This window comes from Tsukamurella serpentis, from assembly GCF_054780975.1.
Genome location: NZ_BAAGVH010000002.1, coordinates 225918 through 243393 on the forward strand (window position 1 = coordinate 225918; position 17476 = coordinate 243393).

The 17476-nt window shown below is 68.5% G+C and carries 17 protein-coding genes; 7 read left to right on the forward strand and 10 right to left on the reverse strand.

From position 1 onward, the window contains the following. Nucleotides 1–72 precede the first annotated feature (72 nt). The 4 genes from ACYVHG_RS03495 to hrcA all read right to left on the reverse strand — a co-directional run bounded on the left by ACYVHG_RS03495 (nt 73) and on the right by hrcA (nt 3933). Nucleotides 73–792 carry an alpha/beta hydrolase family protein gene (locus ACYVHG_RS03495; protein ID WP_461166044.1) on the reverse strand — a complete coding sequence of 240 codons (720 nt, stop codon included), beginning with the start codon at nt 790–792 and terminating at the stop codon, nt 73–75. Nucleotides 793–848: 56 nt separating this feature from the next. Further along, entirely contained in the window at nt 849–1616 is a 768-nt protein-coding gene (locus tag ACYVHG_RS03500) for a 16S rRNA (uracil(1498)-N(3))-methyltransferase (protein WP_461166045.1), read from the reverse strand. A gap of 6 nt (nt 1617–1622) precedes the next feature. Next, nucleotides 1623–2774 (reverse strand): molecular chaperone DnaJ, encoded by a 1152-nt coding sequence (gene dnaJ / locus ACYVHG_RS03505; RefSeq protein WP_461166046.1) that lies wholly within the window; start codon nt 2772–2774, stop codon nt 1623–1625. 124 nt (nt 2775–2898) lie between these two features. Beyond that, complete coding sequence (hrcA, locus tag ACYVHG_RS03510) at nt 2899–3933, reverse strand: heat-inducible transcriptional repressor HrcA (protein ID WP_461166047.1); 1035 nt, start codon at nt 3931–3933, stop codon at nt 2899–2901. Nucleotides 3934–3992: 59 nt separating this feature from the next. Here hrcA and ACYVHG_RS03515 point away from each other — a divergent pair, with 59 nt between their 5' ends. Beyond that, a complete protein-coding gene (locus ACYVHG_RS03515; protein WP_461166048.1) occupies nt 3993–4346 on the forward strand; it encodes a type II toxin-antitoxin system VapB family antitoxin in 354 nt (117 codons plus the stop codon). 107 nt (nt 4347–4453) lie between these two features. Further along, nucleotides 4454–5188, forward strand: a complete 735-nt coding sequence (locus ACYVHG_RS03520) for an SIMPL domain-containing protein (protein ID WP_461166049.1) — start codon at nt 4454–4456, stop codon at nt 5186–5188. A gap of 1 nt (nt 5189) precedes the next feature. Here the strand turns inward: ACYVHG_RS03520 and hemW are convergent, their stop codons facing one another. Beyond that, nucleotides 5190–6338 (reverse strand): radical SAM family heme chaperone HemW, encoded by a 1149-nt coding sequence (gene hemW / locus ACYVHG_RS03525; RefSeq protein WP_461166907.1) that lies wholly within the window; start codon nt 6336–6338, stop codon nt 5190–5192. Between the two features lie 265 nt (nt 6339–6603). Here hemW and ACYVHG_RS03530 point away from each other — a divergent pair, with 265 nt between their 5' ends. The 4 genes from ACYVHG_RS03530 to ACYVHG_RS03545 are packed head-to-tail and all read left to right on the forward strand — an operon-like array spanning nt 6604 to nt 11301. Beyond that, entirely contained in the window at nt 6604–8325 is a 1722-nt protein-coding gene (locus ACYVHG_RS03530; protein WP_461166050.1) for a nitrite/sulfite reductase, read from the forward strand. Continuing rightward, nucleotides 8322–9071 (forward strand): phosphoadenylyl-sulfate reductase, encoded by a 750-nt coding sequence (locus ACYVHG_RS03535; protein ID WP_461166051.1) that lies wholly within the window; start codon nt 8322–8324, stop codon nt 9069–9071. Before ACYVHG_RS03530 ends, ACYVHG_RS03535 begins: the two co-directional genes overlap by 4 nt. Beyond that, complete coding sequence (gene cysD, locus ACYVHG_RS03540; RefSeq protein ID WP_461166052.1) at nt 9071–10012, forward strand: sulfate adenylyltransferase subunit CysD; 942 nt, start codon at nt 9071–9073, stop codon at nt 10010–10012. The genes ACYVHG_RS03535 and cysD overlap by 1 nt, the downstream gene beginning before the upstream one ends. Nucleotides 10013–10023: 11 nt before the next feature. After that, complete coding sequence (locus ACYVHG_RS03545) at nt 10024–11301, forward strand: sulfate adenylyltransferase subunit 1 (protein ID WP_461166908.1); 1278 nt, start codon at nt 10024–10026, stop codon at nt 11299–11301. A 70-nt stretch (nt 11302–11371) separates the two neighbouring features. On the opposite strand, the gene ACYVHG_RS03550 is transcribed toward ACYVHG_RS03545, so the two are convergent. The 5 genes from ACYVHG_RS03550 to ACYVHG_RS03570 all read right to left on the reverse strand — a co-directional run bounded on the left by ACYVHG_RS03550 (nt 11372) and on the right by ACYVHG_RS03570 (nt 15446). Beyond that, the gene (locus ACYVHG_RS03550) at nt 11372–12361 is read right to left on the reverse strand and encodes a sulfate/molybdate ABC transporter ATP-binding protein (RefSeq protein ID WP_461166053.1); all 990 of its coding nucleotides are present in this window, start codon (nt 12359–12361) and stop codon (nt 11372–11374) included. Next, nucleotides 12351–13169, reverse strand: coding sequence for a sulfate ABC transporter permease subunit CysW (gene cysW, locus ACYVHG_RS03555; RefSeq protein WP_461166054.1), 819 nt, complete (start codon nt 13167–13169; stop codon nt 12351–12353). The genes ACYVHG_RS03550 and cysW overlap by 11 nt, the downstream gene beginning before the upstream one ends. Next, on the reverse strand, nt 13166–13957 hold the full coding sequence (gene cysT, locus ACYVHG_RS03560; RefSeq protein WP_461166055.1) for a sulfate ABC transporter permease subunit CysT: 792 nt from the start codon (nt 13955–13957) through the stop codon (nt 13166–13168). The genes cysW and cysT overlap by 4 nt, the downstream gene beginning before the upstream one ends. Continuing rightward, nucleotides 13957–15051, reverse strand: a complete 1095-nt coding sequence (locus ACYVHG_RS03565) for a sulfate ABC transporter substrate-binding protein (RefSeq protein ID WP_461166056.1) — start codon at nt 15049–15051, stop codon at nt 13957–13959. The genes cysT and ACYVHG_RS03565 overlap by 1 nt, the downstream gene beginning before the upstream one ends. Before the next feature lie 158 nt (nt 15052–15209). Further along, entirely contained in the window at nt 15210–15446 is a 237-nt protein-coding gene (locus tag ACYVHG_RS03570) for a hypothetical protein (protein WP_461166057.1), read from the reverse strand. Between the two features lie 58 nt (nt 15447–15504). On the opposite strand from ACYVHG_RS03570, the gene ACYVHG_RS03575 reads away from it, so the two are divergent. Then, on the forward strand, nt 15505–17457 hold the full coding sequence (locus ACYVHG_RS03575) for a glycoside hydrolase family 15 protein (protein WP_461166058.1): 1953 nt from the start codon (nt 15505–15507) through the stop codon (nt 17455–17457). The last annotated feature ends 19 nt before the right edge of the window (nt 17458–17476 follow it).

Consider the following 17476-nt stretch of genomic DNA (forward strand, 5'->3'; position numbering starts at 1 on the left):
GGATATCCCCAGTTTAGTACCGACTGCCCCGGATCGGCTCGTGGGTTTCCGCAGCGCCCGGTCAGCGACCGCTCAGTGCCCGGACAGTTCCTCGATCGCGGCGACGGTGGCGCAGTGCCCCTGCGAGCCCGGCTCGAGGAAGTCGTCGTGTCCTTCGCCCTCGATCATGGTCAACGTGGCGTCCATTCCGTGCTCCTGCGCCTGGCTGAGGAACCACTCCGAGAGCTGGTAGGGGACCTGCTCGTCGAGTCGGCCGTGCAGCGCACGCACCCGGGTCTTGAAGGGCATCGCCGCAACCGGGCTGGCCTGCGCGAAAGTACGCTTGAGCAGACGCGGATTGGCGTTCGGACCCAGGTCGAAGAGCAGGCGCATCGACTGATCGCCGTCGCCGCGCTCGATCAGGTCCAGTACACCCCCGCGGGAGATCACCCCGAGCAGGTCCGGGCGCTGGGCCGCCGCCCACACCCCCAGGGTGGCACCGGCGCTGTGGGCCGCGACGATGTGTCCGGCGGCCTTGGCCAGCTTGTCGCTGCCGTAGTCGATGGCGGCGAGCACGTCCTCGCCGGGGATGGGCCACTTCACGCCGGGTTCGCCGACCCGGCGGTACTCGACGTTCCACACCGGGTAGCCGCGGTCGCTGAGATCCTTGGCGACCTTCGACTCCATCGTCATCGAGTACAGGTTCCGCCAGTAACCGCCGTGCACCAGGGTGACCAGCGGCTTGCCCTCATCGCCCGGATAGAAGTGGCCGTGCTGCGATTCCTCGCTGCCGTAGAAGATGCGACGCGCCATCGTGTCCGAGCCCTCCTGAGCACCATCCGGCCCGGCACAGCGCCGGACCGTGTCGATCAGTCCGGCGGTGTGCCGGACCACCTGTTCGTCATGACCCCTAGCGCCCCGAGCGCGACGGCGGCCGCAGTGGAAGTCCGCAGCACCGTCGGACCGAGCAGCGCGGGCTGCGCACCTACTCCGACCAGGGCATCCAGTTCCTCGGGGCTGATCCCGCCCTCCGGTCCCACCACAATAACGACGGTTCGGGTTACCGAGAAGTCAACCTCACCGAAGGGCACCGCCGAACCCTCGTGCAAGACAACTACATTCGCATCCATACTAGTGAGTAGCGAAACGAGTTCTCGGGTGGTGACCAGATCGTGGATCTGCGGAACATACGCTCTGCGAGCCTGTTTCGCCGCAGCCCTGGCCACCGCCCGCCAGCGCGCCACTCCCTTGTCCGCTTTGCTCGAGCCACCCTTACCGCCGTCCCAGCGGGAGACGCACCGCGCCGCCTGCCACGGGATGATCGCATCGATCCCGGCCTCGGTGGCCAGTTCCACCGCCAACTCGGAACGGTCCGATTTGGGCAGCGCCTGCACCAGAACCACTTGCGGGGAGGCCGGCGGCACCGTCCAGGTCCGGGTGCAGTTCAACTCCACACTGGACTTGTCCACCGCGGTCGCGGTGCACCGGGCGAAGCCACCGGCACCGTCGGACAGCACCAATTCCTCACCGACCCGCACCCGCCGGACCGTGGCGGCGTGCCGCCCCTCGTCACCGCCGAGCAGGTAGTCCCGGCCGGGCGCCGGAAGCGTGTCCGCGAGGAAGACGGTGGCCGCCACCTGCGGTCACCGTCCGGCGAAGGTGTCGCGCAGCCTCGAGAAGATGCCGCCGGACTGGTCGGCGCCACCGCGCCGGGCGACCTGCGGCTCCTCCCCCGGGAACAGCGCCTTGAGCTCGCGCAGCTTCTCGGCCTGCTTGCGCTCGAGACGGGCCGGCACGGCCACGTCGAAGTGCACCACGAGATTGCCGCGGACCTGCGAGTTGACCTGGGGCATACCGTGCCCGCGTAGCACCTTGGTATCACCGGTCTGGGTGCCGGCCGGGACCTCCACCGTCAGTTCACCGTCGATCACCGTCGGAACGGTCACCTCGGCGCCCAGCGCCGCGTCGAACATCGGAACCCGGGCGGTGACGTGCAGATTGCTTCCGTCGCGGGTGAGGAACTCGTGCTCGCGCTCGGTGACCTCCACGTACAGATCACCTGCGGGACCGCCGCCGGGACCGACCTCGCCCTGACCGGCCAGGCGCACACGCATGCCGTCGCCGACACCGGCGGGGATCTTCACGGTGAGGTTGCGGCGGGTGCGGACCCGGCCGTCGCCGCTGCACTTGCCGCACGGATTCTCGATGATCTCGCCGACGCCGCCGCAGGTGGGGCAGGGCCGTGAGGTCATCACCTGACCGAGGAACGATCGCTGCACCGACTGCACCTCACCGGCGCCGTGGCAGGTGCCGCAGGTGGACGGCTTGCTGTCCCCCTCGGTGCCCGCGCCGTGGCACTTGTCGCAGAGGATCGCGGTGTCGACGGTGAGCTCGCGGCTCACGCCGTTCGCGCACTCGTCGAGGTCGAGCTCCATCCGGATGAGCGCGTCGTTGCCCTCGCGGACCCGTCCGCGGGGACCTCGTCCGCCGCCCATACCGCCGCCGAAGAACGCCTCGAAGACGTCCCCGAGGCCACCGGAGAACCCGGCACCCCCGCCGAAGCCGGCGCCGGGGCTGCTGTCGAGCGGGTCACCGCCCATGTCCACGACGCGCCGCTTCTCCGGGTCGCTGAGCACCTCGTAGGCATCGGAGACGTCCCGGAACTTCTCCTGCGCCGCCTCGTCCGGGTTCACATCCGGATGCAGTTCCCGGGCGAGTTTGCGGTACGCGCGCTTGATCTCCTGGTCGGAGGCCTTCGAATCGACTCCGAGGATGCGGTAGTAGTCACGTGCCACAGCGGTTGATCCCTTAATTCCTGGACGACAATCGGCGGACCTGATCCGGTCGCGCTCAACCCATGATTCCACCACACCTGCGCATGCGACCATTCGCCCTGGTCACCGCAGGTGGGCGAGCCGGTCAGCGGGCGCTGAGGACCTCACCGACGTAGCCGGCGACCGCGGCGACCGCGGCGAACGTACCCGGGTAGTCCATCCGGGTCGGGCCGAGTACGCCCAGTCCGCCGAAGACCGCGCCGGGGGTGCCGTAGCCGGTGGACACCACCGAGGCCCCGCGCAGGTTCTCGTCCTGCGTCTCCGAACCGATCGCCACCGAGACGGTACCGGGCTGCTGCCGCTCGGTGAGCAGCTTGAGCACCACGACCTGCTCCTCGAGGGTCTCCAGCACGCTGCGCAGCGACCCCGAGACGGAGTCGAAATCGGCGGCGTTGCGGGTCAGGTTCGCGGTGCCGCCCAGAACCAGGCGGTCGTCACCGCGCTCGACGAGGGTCTCCACCAGCACGGTCGAGACCCGGATCACCGCATCGCGCATGTCCCGCGGTGCACTCGGGGCCAGATCCGCCACCTCGACCGAGGCGTCCGGGATGAGCTTGCCGTGCACTGCGGCACCGAACAGCTCGCGCAGGCGGGAGAGATCCTCGTCGGAGACCGGCGCGCCGAGTTCGACGAGCCGCTGCTCCACCCGGCCCGTGTCCAGGATGACCACCAGCAGCAGGCGGGTCGCGGTCAGCGAGACCACTTCGAGGTGCCGAACGCGGGCGGAGCTGAGCACCGGGTACTGGATCACCGCCACCTGCCTGGTCAGCTGGGCCAACAGCCGGACCGAACGTTGCAGCACGTCGTCGAGATCGACGCCGGTCTCCAGGAACTGCAGGATCGCCCGGCGCTCAGCCGCGGACAGCGGCTTGATCTGAGCGATCCGGTCCACGAACTGCCGGTAGCCCTTCTCGGTGGGGATCCGTCCGGAACTCGTGTGCTGCTGGGTGATGTACCCCTCGGCTTCGAGCACGGCCATGTCATTGCGAACGGTGGCACTGGAGACGCCCAATTGGTGCCGGTCCACGAGCGCCTTCGACCCGACCGGCTCCTGGCTGGCCACGTAATCGGCCACGATCGCCCGGAGCACTTCGAACCGCCGATCCTCCGTGCTCGACATTCGCGCGCTCCTTCCGCCTGCGTACCTTCTGTCCAGCCTACGCGGGCTACAGTCGAGGAGTGATCTTCAAGGGCGTGATGGACGGAAAGCCGTACCCCGATCACGGTCTCACTCCGCGCGAATGGTCCACCATTCCACCGCAACAGGTGCGCCTGAGCGATCTGGTGACCACGACCACCGTACTGGCCCTGGACCGGCTGCTGTCGGAGGACTCGACCTTCTACGGTGACCTGTTCCCGCACGCCGTGGCCTGGAACGGCGATCTCTACCTCGAGGACGGGCTGCATCGGGCGGTGCGCTCGGCACTGCGCGGCCGCGAAGTCCTGCACTGCCGGGTGCACGAACTCCCGCCGGGAACGCCGCCGCGCCCTCCGTCGGAGAGCCGGCAGGGACGCCACGCGCGCGGCCACTGACCGCCCCACCACACCGACTCGAACCCCGGGGTACGAATCCGGTGTCCGGGTTGCCGGTACCGCCTCAACCATTGCCTTCGGGTGTGCGGCACTGTCACGCTGAGTGCATGGTGGACGCCACATCGAACTCGGCCCGCACGCTGCGCCGCACCGGGGCCGCGCTGCTCATGACGATCTCGATCGGCGCGGCGACGGTGGCCTGCGGCTCCTCCGGCGGCGACGCACCGCGCGAGATCACCGCGGCCGGTACCGGGCAGGCGTCCGGCAAGCCGGACGTTCTCACGGTAGAGCTCGCGGTCGCGCATCAGGCTCCCGACGTGAGCAGCGCGCTCAACGAGGCCTCCTCGCGCGCGCAGCAGGTGACCGGCGCCGCGGCCGCGAACGGCGTCGACGCCAAGGACATCACCACGGCGAACGTCCGCGTCTCGCCCCGCTACGGACCGGACCGCGCGATCAGCTCCTACGAGGCCACGCAGGCCCTCACGCTCAAGGTTCGCAAGCTCGACACCGCCTCCAAACTGCTCGGCGACCTCGCCACCGCGGGCGGTGACGCCACCCGCATCAATTCGGTCGGCTTCGACGTCGAGAACGACTCCACCCTCAAGGCCACCGCCCGGGACAAGGCCTTCGCCGAGGCCAAGGCCCGCGCCGAGCAGTACGCCGAGCTCGCCGGCGGCAAGCTCGCGGAGGTACGCACCGTCACCGAGGGCGCGCCGGTGCGGCCCGCCGGCGCACAGGAACGCTCCTCGCTCCCGGCATCGGGCGCAGCACCGGTCCCGATTCAGGCGGGCGATCAGACTCTGTCGGTGACGGTGACCGTGGTGTGGCGACTGGCCGACTGACCTACTCGAGGATGCGGCGCACCACACCGTCGGCGAGCAACCGGCCCGCGTCGGTGAGGACGTAGGCCGGTCCCGCGCGGCGCAGATTCCCGACCACGACCTCCTGCTCCGCGCGGTGGAGTTCGTCGGCCCGCAGCAGATCGGCGGGGATGCCCGAGCGCATCCGCACGCGGAGCATGAGGTCCTCGATGTGCCGGTCCTCGGCGGTGAGTACCTCGTGGCCGCCGAAGGGCTGATCGCCGCGGGCGATCGCGTCCGCGTACCGGGCCGGATGCTTGAGGTTCCACACCCGGGTACCGGCGAGGTGCCCGTGCGCCCCCGGACCGGCACCCCACCAGTTCGCACCCTGCCAGTAGAGCTCGTTGTGCCGGCACCGTCCGGCCTCGGTGCGGGCCCAGTTCGACACCTCGTACCAGTGGAAACCGGCGTCCTGCAGAGCGGCGTCGACCATCTCGTACCGGTGCGCGAGAACGTCGCCGTCGGTATCGGGCAGTTCACCGCGGCGGATCCTGCGGGCCAGCGCGGTGCCGTCCTCGACGATCAGCGCGTACGCCGAGACGTGGTCCACACCGGCATCCAGTACAGCGTCCAGGGAGGCGCGCAGATCGTCGTCGGACTCACCGGGAGTGCCGTAGATCAGGTCCAGGTTGACGTGCTCGAACCCCGCGACTCGGGCTTCCTTCGCCGCGGCGACCGCCCGCCCCGGGGTGTGCGTGCGGTCCAGCAGGCGCAGTACGTGTTCGGCGGCGGACTGCATTCCCAGCGAGACGCGGGTGTACCCCGCCTCCCGCAGCCGGGCGAAGAACTCCGGCGAGGTGGACTCGGGATTGGATTCGGTGGTGATCTCGGCACCGTCGGCGAACCGGAAGTGCCGCTGCGCGGTCGCCAGGAGGTCGGCGAGACCGTCACCGCCGAGCAGCGACGGTGTGCCGCCGCCCACGAACACGGTCGAGACCTCGACGTCGCCGACGGTGCGCCGGGCGAGCGCGAGTTCCCCGTCGATCGCCTCGGCCCAGGCCCGCGGTGACGAGGATCCGCCGAGTTCTCCGGCGGTGTAGGTGTTGAAGTCGCAGTATCCGCAGCGTGTCGCACAGAACGGGACGTGCAGGTACAGCCCGAACGACTGGTCCGCACCCTCCAGGGAGGGCAGGACGGGCGGGCTGTCGGTCCGGTGTGGGGCGGTCACCGTCCCAGTCTGGCACTGCGGCGCCCGAGGCCCGATTCACGTTCACGTCCAGCCGGTGGCACAATGATCTCGATGGATGGACAGGGTGAGTTGCTGGCGTCGCGTCGGCACATCGATTACCTGCGGGTCTGCAGCAGCAGCTGTCGGGCCTGATTCCCGACGCCTCCTCGCGTCGATTCACCTCCGCCGACAGCCCCGGCGAACCATCACATGAATCCCAGGAGTCTCCATGACGTCGATCACCGACGCTCCCGTCCCCGCGGCCGGATCCGATTCGACCCGCCCCGCGCGTAAACGCCCGGTCAAGCGGCGCTCGGAGGGCCAGTGGAAGCTGGGTTACCGGACGCCGCTCAATCCCAATGAGCAGACCAAGCGGGACGACGATCCGCTCAACGTGCGCGCCCGGATCGAGAACATCTACTCCAAGCAGGGCTTCGATTCGATCGACAAGGCCGATCTGCGGGGCCGGATGCGCTGGTGGGGCCTGTACACCCAGCGGGAGCAGGGCTACGACGGCAGCTACACCGGTGACGAGAACATCGACCTGCTCGAGGCGCCGTACTTCATGATGCGGGTGCGCTGCGACGGCGGGAAGCTCAACGCGGCTCAGATGCGAGTGCTCGGTGAGTTGTCCACGGAGTTCGGGCGCGACACCGCCGACCTCTCCGACCGGGAGAACGTTCAGTACCACTGGATCGAGATCGAGAACGTCCCGGAGATCTGGAAGCGGCTGGAGGCGGTCGGCCTCAAGACCACCGAGGCGTGCGGTGACTGCCCCCGCGTGGTGCTCGGCTCCCCCCTGGCCGGGGAGTCCTTCGGCGAGGTGCTCGACCCAAGCCCGGCGATCGACGAGATCGTGCGCCGCTACATCGGTGACCCGAGGTACTCGAACCTGCCGCGCAAGTTCAAGACCGCGATCTCCGGCCAGCAGGACGTGGTCCACGAGATCAACGACGTCGCCTTCGTCGGGGTGGTGCACCCCGAGCACGGCCCGGGCCTGGACCTGTGGGTCGGCGGTGGGCTCTCGACGAATCCGATGCTCGCGCAGCGGCTCGGTGCCTGGATCCCGCTCGATGAGGTTCCGGACGTCTGGGAGGGCGTGGTCTCGATCTTCCGGGACTACGGCTACCGCCGGCTACGGTCGAAGGCTCGGTTGAAGTTCCTGGTCAAGGACTGGGGTGTGGAGAAGTTCCGCGAGGTGCTCGAAACCGAGTACCTGCACCGCGAGCTGATCGACGGTCCCGCGCCCGAGCAGCCGGAACGGCCGATCGACCACGTCGGTGTGCAGAAGCTGCGCAACGGACTCAACGCCGTCGGATTCAGTCCGATCGCCGGACGGGTCTCGGGAACCGTCCTGACGAAGGTCTCCGAGGCGATGACCCGCGTCGGTTCCGACCGCGCGTCGTTCACCCCGTACCAGAAGCTGATCGTCCTGGACGTACCCGATGAGCAGGTCGATTCGCTGATCGACGAGCTGGCGCCCCTGGGCCTGCACGGGCGTCCGTCGATCTGGCGGCGCAATCTGATCGCGTGCAGTGGCATCGAGTTCTGCAAGCTCTCGTTCGTCGAGACCCGCAAGCGCTCGCAGGTGCTGGTGCCCGATCTGGAGCAGCGCCTCGCCGACATCAACGCGCAGCTGGACGTGCCGGTCACGGTCAACATCAACGGCTGCCCGAACTCGTGCGGACGCTCACAGATCGCCGACATCGGCTTCAAGGGCCAGCTGGTGGATGATCCGGACGGGAATCAAGTCGAGGGTTTCCAGGTTCACCTTGGTGGAAGCCTCGGGCTCGACAGTGGTTTCGGCCGGAAGCTGCGCCAGCACAAGGTGCTCTCGACCGAGCTCGGGGACTACATCGAGCGAGTGGCGCGGAACTTCGTGACGCAGCGTGAGGACGGTGAACGCTTCGCGCAGTGGACACTCCGCGCCGCAGAGGAGGACCTGCGATGAGCAGCAGCGGAGCAACGGAGCGGACCCCGACGGCGCCGGCGAGCGAGCCTTCCGGACGCGACGCCGACGAGTTGCGTGCGCTCGCCGCCCGCGCGGCGGAGCAACTCGAGGGCGCGGACGCGCTGACCCTGCTGCAGTGGACCCTGGACACCTTCGGGGACGACTTCATCGTCGCCTCGAACATGCAGGACGGGGTGCTGGTGCACCTGGCGAAGCAGATCCAGGACCGGCCCAAAGTGCTGTTCCTGGACACCGGCTACCACTTCCCGGAGACCATCGGTATGCGGGACGCCGTGGAATCGGTGTACGGGGTGGAACTGCTGAACGTCACTCCCGAGCGCAGCGTCGGAGAGCAGGACGCGGCGCTCGGTAAGGACCTGTTCGCCAGCGACCCGGCGCAATGCTGCAACCTGCGCAAGGTGGTGCCGCTGCGCGAGTCCCTGAAGGGATACCGCGCCTGGGTCACCGGGATCCGCCGGGTGGAATCCCCCACTCGCGCGAACGCGCCGTTCATCTCCTTCGACGAGGGTTTCGGCCTGCTCAAGGTGAATCCGATCGTCGACTGGTCCGACGAGCGGATGCAGCGGTTCATCGAGGAGAACTCGATCCTGGTGAACCCCCTGGTCGACGAGGGCTATCCGTCGATCGGCTGCCAGCCCTGCACCGACAAGCCCGCCCCCGGTTCCGATCCTCGAAGCGGCCGCTGGGCCGGTTCGACCAAGACAGAATGCGGATTGCACGCCTGATGACGACCACAGAGCCCACGGAGCCCATCATCGCCGTCCCCGACCCCGCCGAATTCAACACCCTCGACGCACTCGAGTCCGAGGCGATCCACATCTTCCGCGAGGTCGCGGGAGAGTTCGAACGCCCGGTGATCCTGTTCTCCGGTGGCAAGGACTCGACGGTGCTGCTGCACCTCGCGGTCAAGGCCTTCTGGCCGGCGCCGCTGCCGTTCGCGCTGCTGCACGTGGACACCGGCCACAACCTGCCGGAGGTGCTGGACTTCCGCGACAAGGTGGTCGAGAAGTACAACCTGCGGCTGCACGTGGCGAAGGTGGAGGACTACCTCGCGGACGGCCGGCTCGCCGAGCGTGCCGACGGCATCCGTAACCCGTTGCAGACGGTGCCGTTGCTGGATGCGATCACCGAGAACCGGTTCGACGCCGTCTTCGGCGGTGGCCGCCGCGACGAGGAGCGGGCCCGCGCCAAGGAACGCATCTTCTCGCTCCGCAACGCCTTCGGTCAGTGGGACCCGAAGAAGCAGCGCCCCGAGTTGTGGAATCTGTACAACGGCCGGCACGCGCCGGGTGAGCACGTGCGGGTGTTCCCGATCAGCAACTTCACCGAGCTCGACATCTGGCGGTACATCGCCCGCGAGGACATCGAGCTCGCGTCGATCTACTACGCGCACGAGCGGGAGGTCTACGACCGCGACGGGATGCTGATGACTGCAGGAGTGTGGGGCGGGCCCCGCGACGGCGAGCAGGTCAAGACCCTGTCGGTGCGGTACCGCACCGTGGGCGACGGCTCCACCACCGGCGCGATCGAGTCGACCGCGTCCACCAACGAGCAGATCATGGCGGAGGTCGCCGCATCGCGGCTCACCGAGCGCGGCGCGACCCGTGGCGACGATCGCGTCTCCGAGGCCGCCATGGAGGACCGCAAGAAGGAGGGCTACTTCTGATGAGCGCACCCGTGAACGCCGCTCCTGCACTGCTCCGTCTCGCCACCGCCGGCTCCGTCGACGACGGCAAGTCCACCCTGGTGGGCCGACTGCTGTACGACACCAAGTCGGTGCTGGCCGACCAGATCGACGCGGTGACCCGCGCCTCGGTCGACAAGGGCCTCGACACCCCGGACCTGTCGCTGCTGGTCGACGGACTACGCGCGGAGCGCGAGCAGGGCATCACGATCGACGTGGCCTACCGCTACTTCGCCACGCCCAACCGCTCGTTCATCCTGGCCGATACGCCCGGGCACGTGCAGTACACCCGCAACACCGTCTCCGGTGCGTCCACCGCGCAAGTGGTGATCCTGCTGACCGATGCCCGTAAGGGTGTCATCGAGCAGACCCGCCGGCACGCGGCGGTGCTCTCCCTGTTGGGTGTTCCGCGGCTGGTGCTCGCGGTGAACAAGATCGACCTGGTCGACGATCCCGCCGCCGTGTTCGAGCGCATCTCGGGCGAGTTCCTCGAACTCACGCGCTCGCTCGGCTGGTCCGCAGACGCTGTGCACGCGATCCCGGTGTCCGCTCTGCACGGCGACAACGTGGCCTCCCGGTCGACGAACACCCCGTACTACGACGGTCCGTCCCTGATCGAACACCTGGAATCGATCCCGACCGACCCGGACACCACGCCGATCGGTTTCCGCTTCCCGGTGCAGTACGTGATCCGGCCGCGCACCGCCGAGTTCCCCGACTACCGCGGCTACGCCGGCCAGGTGGCCGCGGGCACCGTCGACGTCGGCGACGAGGTGCTGGTGCTGCCCGCCGGTACGCGCAGTCGCGTCGCGCGGATCGACACCGCCGACGGCGAGCTGGCCTCCGCACACACCGGCCGGTCGGTGACGGTGATCCTGGCCGACGACGTGGACGTCTCCCGCGGAGACGTGATCGTTTCGGCCGCCGATGCGCCCGAGCCCCGGCAGCAGTTCGAGGCGACGGTGTGCTGGCTGGCTGAGAAGCCGCTGCGGATCGGTGCACGGCTGCTGCTCAAGCACGGCACCAAGACCACCCAGGCCATCATCGGCGGTGTGGACGCGGTGTTCGACGAGCAGAACCTCACGGTGGCGGCCGGTGAGTCGCTGGAACTGAACCAGATCGGCCGGATCGCGGTGCAGACCGCGGAGCCGATCGTGGCCGACGACTACGACGTCAACCGGGAGATGGGCAGCTTCCTGCTGATCGACCCGCAGAGCGGTAACACGCTCGCCGCGGGGCTGGTCGGCGACGCCCTCGACCACCTGGTCTGACGCGCTCCATCCGTCCGGCCCGCCGGTTCTCCGGGCCGGACGGTCCCGGCGGGCAGAGCGGTCAGGTGGGCTACGCGATCTCCGGGACGTGCGTGGCCCGCACGTACACCACGTCCCCCTCGGAGAGTTCGAGTGCAGCGGCGTCACCGCGGGTGATCTGCGCCTGGAATCGTTCACCGGTGGCGGCGTTACGCAGCTCCACCCGCACCTCGAAGCCCAGGTACACCACCCGCTCGACCTCGGCGCGCAGCACACCCGCCTCCTCGGCGGTCCGTCCGCCGGCCCGCGCCAGCTCGGGCGTGCGGCCCACGCGGATGTCGTGCGGTCGCACCATCACACCGTTGAGCTTGGCCACCGAACCGAGGAACGACATCACGAACGGGCTCGCAGGCCGGTCGTAGACGTCCTCGGGGGTGCCGACCTGCTCGATCCGCCCCTTGTTCAGCACGGCGATCCGGTCGGCGATGTCGAGTGCCTCCTGCTGATCGTGAGTGACGATCACGGTCGTCACGTGCACCTCGTCGTGCAGCCGCCGCAGCCAGGCACGCAGTTCGTCGCGCACCTTGGCATCGAGCGCACCGAAGGGCTCGTCGAGCAGCAGTACCCGCGGATCCACAGCGAGCGCACGCGCGAGCGCCATACGCTGCCGCTGACCGCCGGAGAGCTGTGCGGGGAAGCGGTTCTGGAAACCGCTCAGGCCCACCACCTCGAGCAGCTCGTCGACTTTCGCCTTCACCTCGGCCGCCGGACGCTTGCGGATCTTGAGTCCGAAGGCCACGTTCTCCCGCACGTTCATGTGCTTGAAGGCGGCGTAGTGCTGGAAGACGAAACCGATGTCGCGGGCCTGCGGCGAGGCGTCGGTGACGTCGATACCGTTGATCTCGACCCGGCCGGAGTCGAGGCGGTCCAGGCCCGCGATGGACCGCAACAGCGTCGACTTCCCCGATCCGGAGGGCCCGAGCAGCGCTGTCAGCGAACCGTCCGGGATGTCGAGGGTGACATCGTCGAGGGCGGCGAAATCGCCGTAGTGCTTGTTGGCTCCCACCACGCTAATCGTCATCGCGGTTCCTCCGCCGGGTCGAATCGAGCAGGGTCATCGCCACCAGCGCGAGCAGCGCCAGCAGCATCAGCAGGGTCGCGGCGGCGTACGCGCCGTAGGTGTTGTAGTCGTCGTGGTTGCGTGAGTGCACCAGCAGCGTCAGCGTCTGTGAGATGCCCGGGAAGTTCGACGAGACCATCAGCACCGCGCCGTACTCCCCCAGCGCCCGGGCGACGGTGAGCACCACGCCGTAGGTCAGGCCCCAGCGGATCGCGGGCAGGGTGATGCGGGAGAAGATCTGCCACCCGTTCGCACCGAGCGTTGCAGCCGCCTGTTCCTGGTCCTGGCCGATCTCGTGCAGCACCGGCTCCACCTCGCGGACCACGAACGGGAGGGTCACGAAGATGGTGGCCAGCACCATGCCGGGCAATCCGAAGATGATCCGGAAGCCGAGGCTTTCGACACCGCCGAACCAGCCGCCGACACCCCACAGCATGATCAGGGCGACACCGACGACCACCGGGGACACGGCGAAGGGCAGGTCCACCGCGGCCTGCAGTGCGCCCTTGCCGCGGAACCGCCCGCGGGCCAGCGCCAGCGCCACGACCACACCGAAGATCACGTTCAGCGGAACCACGATCGCCACGATCAGCAGTGACAGTTGCAGCGCGGAGATCGCGGCCGGAGTGGTGATCCAGTCCCAGAACTGGCCGAGGCCGTGCTCGAACGAGCGGTATCCGATCACGGTGATCGGCAGCACCAGGAGCACCAGCAGGTACAGCAGGGCCGCCAGCCGCAGGCCCAGCACCGTCGTGCGGGAGAGTCTCATGCCTGGGCCTCCCGCTTGGCGGCGCGGGAACCGACCAGCCGCATCAGCGCCAGTAGTACGAAGGCGACCGCGAGCAGCGCCACCGAGACCGCCGACGCCGCGACCTGATTGTCCACTTCCAGTTGCTGCTGGATGTACTGCGAGGCGACCTGGGTCTCACCGGGGATGTTGCCGCCCACCAGCACCACGGAGCCGAACTCGCCGATCGCGCGGGTGAACGCCAGACCTGCGCCCGACAGGATCGCCGGGAGCAATGCCGGAAGCACGATCCTTCGCACGATCACCCGGTTCGACGCCCCCAGTGAGGCGGCGGCCTCCTCGACCTCGCGGTCCAGTTCGATCAGCACCGGCTGCACCTGTCGCACCACGAAGGGAAGCGTCACGAACGCGAGGGCGATCACGATCGCCGGTTGGGTGGCGTTGAGCGTGAGCCCGATCGGGCTGTCCGGTCCGTACAGCGAGAGCAGCACGATCGAGGCGACGATGGTCGGCAACGCGAAGGGCAGGTCGATCAGGGCGTTCACCACGCCCTTCCCGGGGAAGTCGTCGCGCACCAGCACCCAGGCGATGACGGTGCCCATCACCACATTCACCGCGGTCACCAGCAGCGCCACCCAGACGGTGATGAACAGGGTGGAGACCGCGTTCTTCGCGGTCAGCGCATTCCAGAATCCGGACCAGCCGTTGTCGAAGGCGCGGGAGGTGATCGCCGCGATCGGCAACAGCACGATCACCGAGATCCACAACCAGGCCACGCCGATGCGCAGCGGATCGATCAGCCGCCGCATCACTTACCTCCGGTCTTGTAGGCGATGGCGATCGCGCCCTTCTCGCCGAACAGCGCCGCATCCACCGCGGGCCAGCCGGCGAGGTCCTTACCGCCGTTCTTCGCCGCAGTGCCCTTGCCGAGTTGCGCGCCGAGTTCATCGATGGTCCACAACCGCTGCGGTTGCACCGGGAACCGCCCGGCGGTCTCCGCTGCGATCACCGGGTCCGCGGCGCGGAACCCGGATTCCGGGATGGCTCGCTGGGCCTCCGGCGAGAACAGGAACTGCACGAACCGTTGCGCCGCCGCGGGGGCCTGGGCGTTCGCGGTCGCGGCCACCGGCAGATCGATCCGGAAGGACTCGGGTGGGATGAAGTACTCGGGCAGCGGTTTACCGTGCCGGCGGCTCTGCCGTTGCAGCAGCACCGCCTCACTCTCGTAGCTGAGCAGTACGTCACCCTGGCCGGATTCGAAGGCGGCGGTGGCGTCCCGCCCGGACCCAGGGCTGAGTGTGGTGTGCTCGCGGATCAGCTTCTTGACGAAATCCAGCCCCTTCTGCGGTTCCCGTCCACCGTTGGACAGCGCCGTGTAGGGGGCCAGCAGGTTCCATTTGGCCGAGCCGGAACTGGCCGGATTCGGGGTGACCACATCGACGCCGGGCCGCAGCAGATCCGCCCAGTCCCGGATTCCCTTGGGATTGCCGGGACGCACCACGATCACCACCGGGGAGGTGAACGGCACCGCGCCGTGCGGGTACGCCTGCTCCCACTTCTTGTCGATCAGGCCGGCCTTGACGATCCGGGTGATGTCCGGTGCGACGGACATGTTGACCACGTCTGCGGGAACGTGCCGGGCGACCTTGCGGGATTGATCGCCCGACGGTCCGTAGGACTGCGAGAACCCGATGTCCGGATTGGTCTTGCGGAACAGTGGGATCGCGACGTCGAAGACGGGTTTGGACGCGGCGAAGGCGACGACGTTCACCTGATAGCGGCCCGAGGAGATGTCGACACCGTTGGGCACATCGGTGGCGCCACCGCCGCATCCGGCCAGCACCATCGTCAGGAGCACCGCGAGGACGCTCGCAGCCCGGCCGCGGGGCGTGTGTCCGATCACTTCTCGCCGCTCTCCGTCGGGGACTCGTCCGGCGGCAATCGTACGGCTCGCCCGGCTAGCGCATGAACGCCCACGCGACGACGATCAGCACCAGCAACAGGATCAACGCGAGGGTGACCTTCGAGCGGGGCACCAGGGCCCGCCATCCACCCCGTGCATCAGACACCGTCTTCATTCCCTTCTCCAGGCCGGCTACCTGCGGATTCCGCTCCCCCGGAGCGTCCGAAGCGAGCATCGAAAGCATCGGCCACGGAGTCGATGAGTGCACTGAGCACCCGCACCACCAGTATTGCGATCAGCGAGAGTACAACCATCACCAGACCGACCTGGGGAACGAAGGGCAGCCCGGTGAGCCACAACTCCACCGAGTCCCACCAGTGCGCCAGCCCGTCCACCCGTCCAGGGTAGCGACCGCACTGCGCGAACCGGGGACCGTGTCGCATCATTGTGTGCATGTCCTCGAAGCCCGAAAGCACCGGACTGGTCGCCCCGGCGGCCGGCGATAACGCGTTCCCGCCGATCCACGACTACGCATTCCTCTCCGACTGCGAGAACACCTGCCTGATCGCGCGGGACGGCAGCGTCGAATGGATGTGCATCCCCCGTCCGGATTCGCCGAGTGTTTTCGGCGCGATCCTGGACCGCGGATCGGGCTCGTTCCGGCTCGCACCGTACGGGGTGCGGGTCCCGGTGGACCGCCGGTACCTGCCCGGCAGTCTCATGCTGGAGACCACGTGGCAGACCTCCACCGGCTGGCTGATCGTGCGCGACGCCCTGGTGATGGGGCCGTGGCACGACACCACCACGCGCTCGCGCACGCACCGTCGCACCCCCACCGATTGGGACGCCGAGCACATCCTGCTGCGCACCGCGCGGTGCGTCTCCGGCACCGTCGAACTGCAACTGAACTGCGAGCCGGCCTTCGACTACAACCGGGCCGGCGCCGAGTGGGCCTATTCCGCCGACGGCTACGGCGAGGCGATCGCCCGGGCCCGCACCGACGCCGACGCCCATCCCGAACTGAAACTCACCACGAACATGCGGCTGGGGCTGGAAGGCCGCGAGGCCCGCGCGCACACCCGGCTCAAGGAGGGTGACGAGGTCTTCGTCGCGCTGTCCTGGAGCAAGCATCCGGTACCGCAGACCTTCGCGGAGGCCGCGCAGAAGATGTGGGCCACCGCCGAATCGTGGCGGCAGTGGATCAACGTGGGCCAGTTCCCGGACCATCCGTGGCGCTCCTACCTGCAGCGTTCCGCGCTGACCCTCAAGGGGCTCACCTATTCCCCTACCGGCGCGCTGCTCGCCGCGTGCACCACGTCGCTGCCGGAGACGCCGGGCGGGGTACGCAACTGGGACTACCGCTACGCGTGGGTGCGGGATTCGACGTTCGCGCTGTGGGGGCTGTACACGCTCGGTCTCGACCGGGAGGCCGAGGACTTCTTCTCCTTCATCGCCGACGTCTCCGGCGCCGACAACGGTCAGCGGCATCCGTTGCAGGTGATGTACGGGGTCGGCGGGGAGCGCACTCTGGTCGAGGAGGAGCTCGATCACCTCTCGGGATACGACGGTGCCCGGCCGGTGCGGATCGGCAACGGTGCCTACGATCAGCGCCAGCACGACATCTGGGGAACGATGTTGGATTCGGTGTACCTGAACACCAAGTCCAGTGAACGGATCCCCGAGACGCTGTGGCCGGTGCTCAAGGAGCAGGTCGAGGAGGCGCTCAAGCACTGGCGCGAACCCGACCGTGGGATCTGGGAGGTGCGCGGTGAACCGCAGCACTTCACCAGTTCCAAGGTGATGTGCTGGGTGGCTCTCGACCGCGGCGCGAAGCTGGCGGCCATGCACGGTGAGGACGACTACGCCGAGCAGTGGGCCGAACAGGCCGATGTGATCAAGGCCGACATCCTCGAACACGGCGTGGACGAGCGCGGCGTGTTCACCCAGCGCTACGGCGCTCCGGCGCTGGACGCCTCCCTGTTGCTGGTGCCACTGTTGCGGTTCCTCCCACCGGACGATCCGCGGGTCCGCGCCACGGTGCTGGCGATCGCCGATGAGCTCACCGCGGACGGTCTGGTCCTGCGCTATCGGGTCGAGGAGACCGACGACGGTCTCTCCGGCGAGGAGGGTACGTTCACCATCTGCTCGTTCTGGCTGGTCTCAGCACTGGTGGAGATCGGCGAGGTGGAGCGGGCACGGGCGTTGTGCGAGCGACTGCTGGCGTACTCGTCGCCGCTGAAACTGTACGCCGAGGAGATCGACCCGAAATCCGGTGCGCACCTGGGGAACTTCCCGCAGGCGTTCACCCATCTGGCACTGATCAACGCGGTGGTGCACGTGATCCGCGCGGAAGGCGCCACCGGACACGATGCGTCGACCTTCCTTCCGGCCCATCACACGCCTTAGCCCGCGCACCCCGATCGCG

Excerpts from the sequence above, each read along its gene's own strand:
- ACYVHG_RS03495 (WP_461166044.1), bottom strand. The coding sequence starts at position 792 with ATGGCGCGTCGCATCTTCTACGGCAGCGAGGAATCGCAGCACGGCCAC.
- hrcA (WP_461166047.1), bottom strand. The coding sequence starts at position 3,933 with ATGTCGAGCACGGAGGATCGGCGGTTCGAAGTGCTCCGGGCGATCGTG.
- ACYVHG_RS03520 (WP_461166049.1), top strand. The coding sequence starts at position 4,454 with ATGGTGGACGCCACATCGAACTCGGCCCGCACGCTGCGCCGCACCGGG.
- ACYVHG_RS03530 (WP_461166050.1), top strand. The coding sequence starts at position 6,604 with ATGACGTCGATCACCGACGCTCCCGTCCCCGCGGCCGGATCCGATTCG.
- ACYVHG_RS03535 (WP_461166051.1), top strand. The coding sequence starts at position 8,322 with ATGAGCAGCAGCGGAGCAACGGAGCGGACCCCGACGGCGCCGGCGAGC.
- cysD (WP_461166052.1), top strand. The coding sequence starts at position 9,071 with ATGACGACCACAGAGCCCACGGAGCCCATCATCGCCGTCCCCGACCCC.
- ACYVHG_RS03550 (WP_461166053.1), bottom strand. The coding sequence starts at position 12,361 with ATGACGATTAGCGTGGTGGGAGCCAACAAGCACTACGGCGATTTCGCC.
- cysW (WP_461166054.1), bottom strand. The coding sequence starts at position 13,169 with ATGAGACTCTCCCGCACGACGGTGCTGGGCCTGCGGCTGGCGGCCCTG.
- cysT (WP_461166055.1), bottom strand. The coding sequence starts at position 13,957 with ATGCGGCGGCTGATCGATCCGCTGCGCATCGGCGTGGCCTGGTTGTGG.
- ACYVHG_RS03575 (WP_461166058.1), top strand. The coding sequence starts at position 15,505 with ATGTCCTCGAAGCCCGAAAGCACCGGACTGGTCGCCCCGGCGGCCGGC.